The organism is Arsukibacterium indicum (assembly GCF_019100565.1).
Classification (GTDB): Bacteria; Pseudomonadota; Gammaproteobacteria; order Enterobacterales; family Alteromonadaceae; genus Alishewanella; species Alishewanella indicum.
On sequence record NZ_JAHRID010000007.1, the window covers coordinates 110,177 to 121,678 of the forward strand.

Here is an 11,502-nt window from a genome sequence, read left to right on the forward strand (position 1 = left end):
TGGAGTGCTTACGTAACAGCGGCATGGATGCCGCGGAGCCTGAAAGGGCACAGGGATGTGATCCTTGAAGGCGGTGAAGTAGGTATCTCCAGCCACCCTGCCTCTGCTCAAATATTAGTGGCTACACCAGCCACTGTGCCTCTCTACGTTAGTATCAGTCTTAGTAGCTCAGTACAGAGGATATAATGATAGTTGAGAGGATTTAAAAAAGGGCGCCCGCGAGCGCCCTTAAGTTTTACTTTAACAGCTGGTCATTATTTGCAAGCCACCACTGTGTGTTGTTGGTTGGCTACAGGGCTTATTCTGGCATCAGCCAGGTTCAGGGTTAACTTGCCGCTGCTTTGCACTGACAACACCTGAAACACCTGGCCCAGATTCATGCCCTGCTGTTGCAGGCAGCTTAAATTTACCGCCAGCGGTTGCCATTGGTCATCCGGCATGGCAGCCAGTGCTTCGCTGATATTAACCCTGCCGCCGCAATCCTCACCACAGGCCATGCCCAGCATAACCGTTGCTGGCACTTCACCCTGGCGCTTTACCAGCACTGTTAACTGACTGTCTGCTTCAGCATAGGCTCTTAAATCGCGCGGAAAGGGGCTGATGAAGCTAAAAGCAGCGCTGGCACTGCCATCAAACTCAAAGCGGCGGGCGTCTTCCTGAACTTCTTTGTCAAAGGTGCGGCTGTTAACAGCCCCCAATTGCTGAATACTGCTGCCAACCATTTCGCTCTGGTTACCACTTTGCAGCTGTAATTGCCACGGCGAGCGGGGTGAGCGCTCAAAAATAGCCATTTCAGTTAACTGGGTGTTCTGCTCTATCTGCTCTGACAGCTCGCCGGTCAATACGTCTTTATCGCCATAACGCAGACCAAAACCATAAGGCAGCAACGGCTGATAATCCGCATCGCCATAATTTACCGCAGTTTGCTGCGGGCTGGCTGGCCAGGAGAACGATAGTTTGCCGTGAAAATCGTACTGCACAGTGCCATCGGCATTGGCCAGAATTACATCGGCAACACCCTCGCCTTCACTGCCCGGCAACCATACAGCGACAAAGGCATCAGATGCATTAAGCTCAGGGTTAACCCACAATGGCCGGCCGCTGATAAACAGCGATACCACGGGGATGCCTTCTGCTTTTAACTTTTTAAGTAAAGCTAAATCTGTCTTGTTACCGCGCTGATATTCCAGATTATCCAGATCGCCATTGCCCTCAGCGTAAGGCTCTTCACCAAATACCACAATAGCCACATCAGGTTTCTGCTGATAGCTGCCATCGGCTGAAAGCTCAACGCTGCCGCCTGCTGCCTTTACCTGGCGCGCTATACCGTCATAAATGGAACTGCCACCCGGAAAATCTGCGTTAGTGTTACCGGTACCCTGCCAGCTAATGGTCCAGCCACCGGCTTGCTGGCCAATATTGTCTGCACCACCACCGGTAACCAGCAGCCGCTGTGTTGGATTTAACGGTAATAACTGGTTGTGGTTTTTCAGCAATACCAACGATTGGCGCACCGCGTCGCGGGCAATGGCACGGTGTTGTTCGGCGCCAATTAATTCGGTTTTACCAGCAAGTGGCCGCTTGGCCGGGCTGGCTTTATCGAACAAACCGGCGCGCATTTTAACCCGCAAAATACGCCGTACTGCGTCGTCTACCCGTTGCATACTGATGTCACCGGCTTCAACCTGTGCAATCAGATTATGGTAAAGCGGCTTCCAGGCAGCGGTGGGTACCATGTAGATATCAAGGCCGGCATTGGCTGCCTGCGGACAATTCTCGTTGCTACAGCCAGGGATCTGGCCATGGCCATTCCAGTCGCCAACAACAAAGCCATCAAAACCCATCCGGTCTTTCAGCACGTCAGTGAGTAAGTACTTGTCACCATGAATTTTGCTGCCATTCCAGCTGTTAAATGAGGCCATTACTGACTGAGCACCAGCCTGCAGCCCACCTACGTAGCCCTGGGCGTGAATATCAAATAATTGCTGCTCGGTAACTTCGGTATTACCCTGATCAATACCGCCGGTGGTGCCACCATCGCCCACAAAGTGTTTAACGGTGCTGATCACTTTATCATCACCCAGAAAGTCGCCGTCTGCGGCACCCTGCAGCCCTTTAACAATAGCTGCAGCGTAGTCATGGACAATTTGCGGATGCTCTGAATAACCCTCATAAGTGCGGCCCCAGCGATCATCACGTACTACCGCTACGGTGGGCGCAAAAACCCAGTCAATACCGGTTACCATTACTTCGCGAGCCGTGACTTTGGCTATTTGTTCTATTAATGCCGGGTTGTTAGCTGCGCCCAGGCCAATATTATGTGGAAATATCGTTGCGCCAATAACATTGTTATGGCCGTGCACCGCATCGGTGCCCCACATTGTTGGAATACTGCTGCCATCCAGGCTGCTATCAACCGAGGCCTGATACATGGCTTCTGCCAGTGCTATCCAGTCGGCCGGGGTGGCATATTTGTCGTCATTCGGAAAAGCGCCACCGCCATTTAAGTAGGAGCCAAAACCATATTGGCGCATATCGTCGACGGTAATATCGCGAATTTCCGGCTGGATCATCTGCGCGACTTTCTGTGGCAGGGTCATGCCAGCCATTAAGTCAGTGATGGCTTGTTCAATGGCAGGATCCTTCACCACCGGCAAGTTAAGCTGCGGCCAGAGGTTTACATTTGTCGCCGGCTGCTGGCTGTCAACGGTTAGGGGTTCGTCTGCCACGACAGGCGGTGCCGGCTTGCTGCAGGCTGCCAGCAGCAAGCTGCTGCTTAGCGCTACAAGTACCGGTTTAAAATTAAATGAGCGTTTTTGTAAAATCATAACGGTTCCTTAACTGCGAAATCAGGCGATACCACGGTACGAGGTTTGCAGCCGTTTAAGCCGTAAAAGGCAATGTAGATATAACAAAGCAACGGTAGAATAAAGGCCAGCTGCACTCCCATACTGTCAGCAAGTAAGCCTTGCACTAGCGGCAAAATGGCACCGCCAACAATGGCCAGACATAAAATGCCAGAACCCTGACTGGTGTATTGTTTTAGCCCGGCAATGGCTAAACTGAAAATGGTCGGGAACATAATAGAATTACACAGGCCGACCAGCAGTAACGACCACATGGCCAGTTTGCCGGACGATAAAATAGTTAATGCCAGCAATAGCACTGCACAAATAGCATTAAACGCCAGTACTTTACCTGCGTTCACTTTCTGCATTACCACAGCGCCGATAAAGCGACCTACCATAGCACCGCCAAAATACCAGGCAATATAGTGTGAGGCGGCACCTTTTGACATGCCGCCAATTTCCGGCATCGATAAATAACTGACCAGAAAGCTGCCTATGCCAACTTCTGCGCCGACGTACACAAAGATACCCAGCGCACCTAGCATTAAATGGCGTTGTTTCCAGGCTTCACCGCCCAACGGCAACGCTTCGGCAGGATCTTTTTTACCCATTGCCGGCAGTTTTAACCAGGCAAATATGATGGCCAGCAGCACCAGGCTGGCGGCAAGTATCAGGTATGGAAGCTGCACGGTCGATTCAGTAACAGTACCGGGAACTGGTTCTGGCGCGTCCAGACCACCAAAAATTAACCAGGCACCAAAAAACGGCGCTACTGTTGTACCCAGCGAGTTAAATGCCTGGGTCATGGTTAACCGGCTGGAAGCTGTTTCCGGTTGACCCAGCACGCTGACATAGGGGTTGGCCGCCACCTGCAAAATAGTGATACCCGAGGCCAGCACAAACAGCGCCAGCAAAAACATGGCATACACGTGCATTGCTGCAGCCGGCACAAACAGTAAACAACCGGCACCAGCGATCAGCAAACCAGTAACGATCCCGGATTTATAACCAATTTTACTGACCAGCATACCGGCCGGCACCGAGACAATAAAATAGGCGCCAAAAAAGCAGAACTGGATCAGCATAGCCTGGGTGTAACTTAAGTCGAACAGCATTTTTAAGTAGGGGATCAAAATATCGTTCAGACAGGTAATAAAGCCCCACATAAAAAATAGCGAGGTCAGGGCGGTAAGCGCAAAGCGGTAATTGCCTTGGCTACCACCGGCGCTAAGCCCGGCCGCTACTGGAATTGGTGTTGTTGCCATCTTGTCCCCCTCGGGTGCATAGTGTTTTTTATTGACGTGCTGGCGAGAGCCGTCTAGTATGATGTAAGCGCTTTCATTTATAGCATATATCACGCTGTTGGCAAATTTTTTGTCGTCCAGCTGCCAGTAACTTTACGTTCGGAAGATAGCCAAATTGATGAAAATCTCCTTAGCTGCCAATTCAGCCTTACTTAAGCCCGACTTTACCTTTGGTGTGGCGACGGCCTCGTTTCAGATTGAAGGCGCTGCCGACAGTCGCTTGCCCTGTATCTGGGATACATTTTGTGCTGAGGCGGGCCGGATTAAAGACGGCTCTGATGGCCTGACTGCCTGTGATCATGTCAATCGCTGGCGTGAAGATGTTGAGCTTATTGCTTCACTAGGCGTTGATGCTTACCGTTTTTCTATTGCCTGGGGCCGGGTAATAAACACCGACGGTAGTGTTAACACAGAAGGGTTGGCGTTCTATCAGCAATTGCTGGACGCATTGAATGAGCGCAACATCAAGCCGTTTGTCACGCTGTATCACTGGGATTTACCGCAGTACCTGCAAGACGAAGGTGGTTGGTTAAACCGGGCAACCGCTTATAAATTTGCAGAATACGCTGACGTAATCAGCAAGGCTTTTGCTGAAAAAGTGTATTCCTATGCCACCTTAAATGAGCCATTTTGCAGTGCCTATTTAAGTTATGAGGCGGGTATTCATGCGCCGGGTGTGCAAAACCGCAAGCAGGGCCGGCAGGTCGCCCATCATCTATTACTGGCACATGGACTGGCAATACAGGTGTTACGCCGTAACGCCCCGCAGGCACTGAATGGCATTGTGCTGAATTTCAGCCCCTGCCATCCTGCCAGCAGCAGCGAAACCGATATCCGGGCAGCCCGGATGGCCGATCAGTATCATAATCAGTGGTACATTCAGCCATTAATAGAGGGGCGTTACCCGGAATTACTCAGCCAGCTGCCGGTAACAGAGCAACCGGAAATTGCGGCTGGCGATATGGCAATTATTGCCCAGCCACTCGACTTTCTGGGAGTTAATTACTATACCCGCACGGTATATCGCGACAATGGTAAAGGTTGGTTCAGCGACGTACCGCCGACTGCGCCACCACTTACTGATATGGGTTGGGAAATTTATCCGGCGGGGCTGACAGAGATATTGCTGGATATTAATAAACGTTATACGTTGCCGCCGGTGTATATCACCGAAAATGGCGCGGCTATGCCCGATACCCTGCAGCATGGCCAGATACAGGACACTGAGCGGGTTGCCTATTTTCAGCAGCATCTGCAGGCAGTAGATAATGCAATAACTGCCGGCATGCGCATCGATGGTTACTTTGCCTGGAGCCTGATGGATAATTTTGAATGGGCCGAAGGCTATGCCAAACGGTTTGGTATAGTCTATGTTGATTATGCGACTCAGCAGCGCACCTTAAAAGCCAGTGCGTTGGCGTTGCGCGACTGTTTTGCCAGCCGCATGGCTACCGACAATAAGATTGCTAACAAATAACAATAAATAAAATTAACGCGCCATCATGGGGTTAGCATGCTGACAAAAAAAGAAAAAGTGGCCTATGGCCTTGGCGATACCGCCAGCAATATCGTGTTTCAGACGGTCATGTTGTTTTTAACTTTTTTTTATACCGATATATTTGGTATTTCTCCGGCAGTGGTTGGCAGTATGTTTCTGCTGGTTCGGATTATTGATGCGGTGACCGATCCGCTGATGGGTGCGTTGGCTGATAAAACCAAAAGCAGGCATGGCAAATACCGGCCCTATTTGTTGTGGCTGGCATTGCCGTTTGCGTTATGCAGTGTGTTAGCGTTTACCACGCCTGATTTATCTGCCAATGGTAAAGTGATATATGCCTTTACCACCTATACTCTGCTAATGCTGGCGTATACCGCCATTAATATTCCTTACTCGGCACTGGGTGGCGTGCTAACTGCTGATCCATCTGAGCGGGTGTCAGTGCAATCATATCGTTTTGTGTTCGGCATGCTGGGCGGCCTGCTGGTCACAGCCTGTACCTTGCCGCTGGTAAACTACTTTGGCAATGGTGATAATGCCAGGGGCTATCAGCTAACCATCGCCGCTATGAGTGTGCTGGGTTTAATCTTGTTTTTGCTGTGTTTTTACGGTACCCGCGAGCGGGTGCATGCCCCGGCTAATCAGCAGTTAACCCTGCGTAACAGCTTCAGTTCTTTGTGGCAGAACGATCAGTGGCGCATTTTATCTGTGGCCGCATTTTTTCTGCTTACCGGCATGGTGCTGCGTACCACCCTGGCTATTTACTATGTGAAATATTTTCTCGGCCGGGAAGATTTAATTACCGCCTTTATTACCCTTGGCATGCTTGGCAATATTGCTGGCTGCGCTGTAGCCCAGTGGCTTAGCCGTTATATTGATAAAGTAAAAGCTTACATTGGCTTACAGTTTATCTCGGCTGCTATTTGTGTTGTCAGCTTTTTTATTGGCCCGCAACAACTGGTTCTGGCCTTCGCGTTGTATTTTTTATGGGGCTTCTTTTTACAAATGGCCACGCCGCTACTATGGGCTAAAATGGCCGATACCGTTGATTACGGCCATTATAAAACCGGGGTTCGGATCACTGGTCTGGTATATTCTTCAATCGTGTTTTTTATCAAGCTGGGGTTGGCTTTAGGTGGCGCCCTGGCTGGCTGGCTGCTGGCCGGCTTTGGCTATCAGGCTGATACTGTGCAAAGTACTGAGGCACAGCAGGGTATTTTGCTCAGTTTTACCCTGTTACCAGCCATTGGCTCGATACTGGTGGCACTGGTGATGACCCGGTACCGGCTTAGTAGCGGGCGGGTATTGGATATTCACCGGCAACTGGCACAGCAATCTGGTGATAGCGCGCCAGAGCATGTTAAAGTAAATGCCTAATTTAAGAGTACAGGCAAACCATGGCGACCATTTACCAAGTCTCTGAATTAGCTGGTGTATCGCTGGCTACTGTTTCCCGGGTCATGAACAACAACGTGCGGGTAAGTGAAGCTACCCGCAATAAAGTGTTGCAGGCCATGGAACAATTGGGTTACCGGCCTAATTCTATCGCGCAGTCGCTGGCCTCTAGCCGTTCTAACAGCATTGGTATTCTGGTTTCTGAATTACACGGTCCTTTTTATGGCGAAATGCTGACAGGTATAGAAGCGGAATTCCGGGCGGCAGGCAAGCATGTAATTATTGCTGCCGGGCACAGTGAGCGGGCTACTGAAGAGGACGGTATCGATTTTTTGCGTAGCCGTAATTGTGATGCGCTTATTTTGCATGTTGAGGCAGTAAGCGACCAGTTTTTAATCGATTTAAGTAAAAAAGAAACGCCTTTTGTATTGCTAAACCGCCAGGTGCCGGCGCTGGCCGACCGTTGTATCAGTCTGGACAATGAGCTGGGTGGTTATCTGGCGGCCCGCCATTTGCTGCAACAAGGTCACCGTCATATTGGTTATATTGCCGGGCCAATGTGGAAAGCCGACGCCCGCGATCGCTTTCATGGCCACCAACGGGCACTGGCTGAATATCAGTTAACCGCTGACGAGGCGTTGTTTTTTGAAGGTGACTTCCGGGAAACCGGCGGTAGTAAAGGATTACAGGCGCTACTGGCAAGTGGCCGGCCATTCAGTGCAATAGTGTGCGCTAATGATGAAATGGCATCAGGTGCGCTGACCGCGGCCCGTGAGTTGGGTTACGAAGTGCCGGCTGATTTCTCAGTAATGGGTTTCGATAACGTTAATTTTGCTTATTACACCTATCCGAAACTATCCACTATCGACTATCCGGTCAGCGCCATGGGCCATATGGCCGCCCGCTGGGTGCTGAAAAAGGTATACCAGCAAAGCAATATTGACGTGCAGCAGGTATTTAATCCTCACCTTATACCACGCGACTCCGTGGCAGAAGCAGCCAATACCTAAGCCATCGTCAGCTGCAGAATGACATAGCGCACAATTGCTGCTGATTTAATCGATTACTTCGTTCAATCTTTATAGTTAAATTCATTAGTTTTGATTAAAGCAACAACGTATAGTGTGTGGTTTAACGTGCATGTTGCGCGTTTGCAGTAGAGGAACAGTTATGCAGAATGCGCAGGCAATGACCGTCGCAATGCGGTTGGCTCTGGGATTTGGAGTGGTCCTGTTGTTAATGGTGGCTCTGACCTTATTTGGCGTGCAGCGGGTAAGTCAGATAAATAAGACGCTGACTGAAATAACTGAAGTCAATTCAGTCAAGCAGCGCTATGCCATTAACTTTCGCGGTAGCGTACACGACAGAGCCATTGCTCTGCGCGATATTACCCTGGTGCCAAACCCGGCGGATCTGCCGGCCATTCTTAATGACATTGAGCGGTTACAAACCTTTTACCAGCAATCTCGCCAGCCAATGGACCAGTTGTTTCAGGCCAGTGTTGACATCAGTGCGGCTGAACGTCGCTTACTGGATACTATTCATACGGTTGAGCAGCGGGCACAACCATTAGCTGCAGAGGTGGTCCGGTTACGCCAGCAAGGCCAGCAGGCTGCGGCACAGCAACTGCTATTGCAGCAGATGAGTCCTGCTTTTGTGGATTGGCTTGCCAGTATCAATGCATTTATTGATTTTCAGGAGCAGAAAAACCAGCAGGCTACTGCCTATGCCCGCGATGTGGCAGAAACCTTTGCGCTGTCGATGGTGATGCTGACTTTATTTGCTATTGTCATTGGAGGAGTAACTGCCTGGTATATCAGTCGCTATTTGCGCAATTCACTGGGCGGTGAGCCTGCACTGACAGCAGAAATAGTCAGCCAGATAGCAGGTGGCGATCTGACAACGCAAATTAAAGACAGTCAGCCAAACAGTATGTTGGCGGCTGTTGCCAGAATGCAGCAGCAATTGCGCCAAACTTTAAAAGAGGTTATCGGTGCAGCCAATACGGTATCGGTGCAAGCAGGTGAGCTGGATTTAGCGTCAAAAGAAGCGTTGCAGGCATCCGAGTTACAAGCTTCTTCATCAACAGCGTCGGCGGCGAGTATTGAAGAGATGACAGTTAGTCTTAATGAGGTAGCCAATACCGTGCGGCTGACTGAACAAAATTCAGAAAAAACCGCTGAACTGTCGGCGCAGGGCGCAAAACTGGTAAAAGAAGCGGCAACAGAAATCGGTGTGGTTGCTGAAACCGTTCAGCAATCTGCCAGCCAGATTGGCAGTTTGCAGCAGCGCTCAAAAGATATTGCCGGCATTGCCGGGGTTATCCGTAGTATTGCAGAGCAAACTAATCTTCTGGCATTAAATGCTGCAATAGAAGCTGCCCGGGCCGGCGAGTCTGGCCGTGGTTTTGCAGTGGTAGCAGATGAAGTGAGACAGCTGGCTGAGCGCACCAGCAAGGCTACTACCGAAATTGCCGGTATGATTCAGTTAGTTCAGGATGAAACCCAGCAAGCAGTCGTGGGGATGGAAACCTCGGCGCCACGGGTTGCGCAGGGGCTGGCGTTGGCAAATCAGGCGGCAACGATGCTGGAGCAAATTCGCGTACAGGCAGAAGACTCGCTGCATAATGTCCGGGATGTATCCCGCTCAACCAACGAACAATCTGCTGCAGTATCTGAGCTTGCCCGGCATATTGAGCAAATTGCGACGATGTCGCGTGAAACCACGCTGACGCTGAAGCAAAACCGCGGCGCGGTGGCCGCACTGCAGCAGGTAGCAACCGGGCTAAATGGCCAGGTCAGCCGGTTTAAAACCGATTAATTCACGGCAGGGCACTGCCGCGGGCGCTAAGGTACAGTGCGTACCAGTGTTCGCGGCTTAACCGCACATCCGGCGCCTGACCGCAGGCTTTAATCCGATTGATACTGGTGGTGCCGATTACCGGTTGAATATTGGCAGGGTGGCGCATTAGCCAGCCCAGCACTATTGCTTCACTGGATACCTGATACTCGGCTGCCAGCTGCTGCACCAGCTTTGCCGTTACCTGCACATGAGATGGTTGCTGGCTGATATCTTTGCCACTGAATAAGCCCTGGCTTAAACTGCCCCAGGCTTGCAGTTGAATGTTATGGCGACGGCAGTATTCGATGGTGCCGCTGCTGAAATTAGCCGGCGGCTGGCCGCTGCAGCCTGCTGTTGTGCCCTCATCCAGCCAGGCCAGATGACTTAAGCTTAATTCCAGTTGATTAACGATGAAAGGTTCGAGCACCGAATCTTGCAGCAGCGCCATCTGATGTTGCTGCATATTCGAGACGCCAAAATGTTTTACTTTGCCGCTGGCCGTCAGCTTTGCAAAAGCAGACGCAACCTCTGCGGGCTCCATCAGCGGGTCCGGCCGATGTAACAGTAGGATATCCAGCTGTTCGGTTTGTAGCCGGCGTAAAATATTATTAACCGACTCTATTATCCACTGCTCAGAAAAATCATAACGCTGTGGGTTCATATCGTCGGCAAAGCGGATGCCACATTTTGACTGCAAAGACATATGCTGACGCAATTCCGGCCGCTGTGCCAATACTTTACCAAACACCTGTTCGGCTTTGCCGAAAGTATAAATGTCGGCGTGATCAAAAATCCGGATCCCTGCGTCAAGGGCGGCGTCAATGATTTGATTCGCTTCACTGATGTCGGCGGCTGACAGCGGATTTTTGTTCCAGCCGCCGCCTAAATTCATACAGCCAAATACCAAAGGGCTGTGCTGGCGCAATTGATTGGCCAGCGGATAACTGTTCTGGGTTGTGTTGGTACCGGGCATAGCTGTTCCTGTAAAACATCAAAATCAGCCGCAATCAGCTTTTAGCCACTTACCACTTTGTTGCATGGTCATCTGTTCGGCTTTGCCATTTACTTCAGTAGTAAAACTGGCATTGCCACTATAGGCTTTGCGGCTGCTAAAGGTCATTTCACCTTCACCACTGGTCGGTGGGTTAGTATCGCAACTGAAGGAAAAACGATAACTGTTGTCGCCAGTCTGGTTAATTTGCTGCTGACAACCATCCTGCTGTGGCAGCTGGCCCTGATCAATTTGCTGCTGGGTCAGGCAAACCTGCACTGAACTGCCTTTTAAATCGAAAGACATGCCCTGACTGGCCATCATTTTTTCCATCATTTGCCGCTGGGCTGCCGGCATGCTTGCCAGCTGCTGTTCAAGCTGCTGCATGGCGCGTTCCAGTTCACCACTGGCGGTTTTAATACTGAAGCTATGTTGCCATAAGCCGGGTTCAACATCCAGGATCAGGGTTTCGGCATTGCCGGGCAGGCTTATGCCCGTGAGAGCAGCACAGAAAAAAGTGGTCAGAATGGGTTGGCGCTGTTTTTTACAATCTTGCATGATAATCCTCCATGACGGTTAAACAAGACTACTGAAACAAACTGCAAGCATAGAAGCTAACAGCGA

8 protein-coding genes are annotated in these 11,502 nt (G+C 50.6%); 4 read left to right on the forward strand and 4 right to left on the reverse strand.

Annotation, left to right across the window (positions count from 1 at the left end):
* Positions 1-254 precede the first annotated feature (254 nt).
* On the reverse strand, positions 255-2,828 hold the full coding sequence (locus tag KQY15_RS14560; RefSeq protein WP_217670421.1) for a glycoside hydrolase family 3 N-terminal domain-containing protein: 2,574 nt from the start codon (positions 2,826-2,828) through the stop codon (positions 255-257).
* The gene (locus KQY15_RS14565) at positions 2,825-4,114 is read right to left on the reverse strand and encodes a sugar MFS transporter (RefSeq protein ID WP_217670423.1); all 1,290 of its coding nucleotides are present in this window, start codon (positions 4,112-4,114) and stop codon (positions 2,825-2,827) included. The genes KQY15_RS14560 and KQY15_RS14565 overlap by 4 nt, the downstream gene beginning before the upstream one ends.
* Before the next feature lie 157 nt (positions 4,115-4,271).
* Between KQY15_RS14565 and KQY15_RS14570 the strand changes: the two genes are divergently transcribed.
* The 4 genes from KQY15_RS14570 (at position 4,272) to KQY15_RS14585 (ending at position 9,866) form a co-directional block, all read left to right on the forward strand.
* On the forward strand, positions 4,272-5,630 hold the full coding sequence (locus KQY15_RS14570) for a GH1 family beta-glucosidase (RefSeq protein WP_217670425.1): 1,359 nt from the start codon (positions 4,272-4,274) through the stop codon (positions 5,628-5,630).
* 36 nt (positions 5,631-5,666) lie between these two features.
* Positions 5,667-7,028: a glycoside-pentoside-hexuronide (GPH):cation symporter gene (locus KQY15_RS14575; RefSeq protein WP_217670427.1), complete on the forward strand. Its 1,362-nt coding sequence runs from the start codon at positions 5,667-5,669 to the stop codon at positions 7,026-7,028.
* 20 nt (positions 7,029-7,048) lie between these two features.
* A complete protein-coding gene (locus tag KQY15_RS14580; RefSeq protein ID WP_217670429.1) occupies positions 7,049-8,056 on the forward strand; it encodes a LacI family DNA-binding transcriptional regulator in 1,008 nt (335 codons plus the stop codon).
* A 160-nt stretch (positions 8,057-8,216) separates the two neighbouring features.
* Positions 8,217-9,866, forward strand: a complete 1,650-nt coding sequence (locus KQY15_RS14585; RefSeq protein WP_217670430.1) for a methyl-accepting chemotaxis protein — start codon at positions 8,217-8,219, stop codon at positions 9,864-9,866.
* Between the two features lies 1 nt (position 9,867).
* On the opposite strand, the gene KQY15_RS14590 is transcribed toward KQY15_RS14585, so the two are convergent.
* Together KQY15_RS14590 and KQY15_RS14595 are read right to left on the reverse strand one after the other, a co-directional pair.
* Entirely contained in the window at positions 9,868-10,860 is a 993-nt protein-coding gene (locus KQY15_RS14590) for an aldo/keto reductase (RefSeq protein WP_217670432.1), read from the reverse strand.
* Between the two features lie 24 nt (positions 10,861-10,884).
* The gene (locus tag KQY15_RS14595; RefSeq protein WP_217670434.1) at positions 10,885-11,436 is read right to left on the reverse strand and encodes a DUF3617 domain-containing protein; all 552 of its coding nucleotides are present in this window, start codon (positions 11,434-11,436) and stop codon (positions 10,885-10,887) included.
* Between the last annotated feature and the right edge of the window lie 66 nt (positions 11,437-11,502).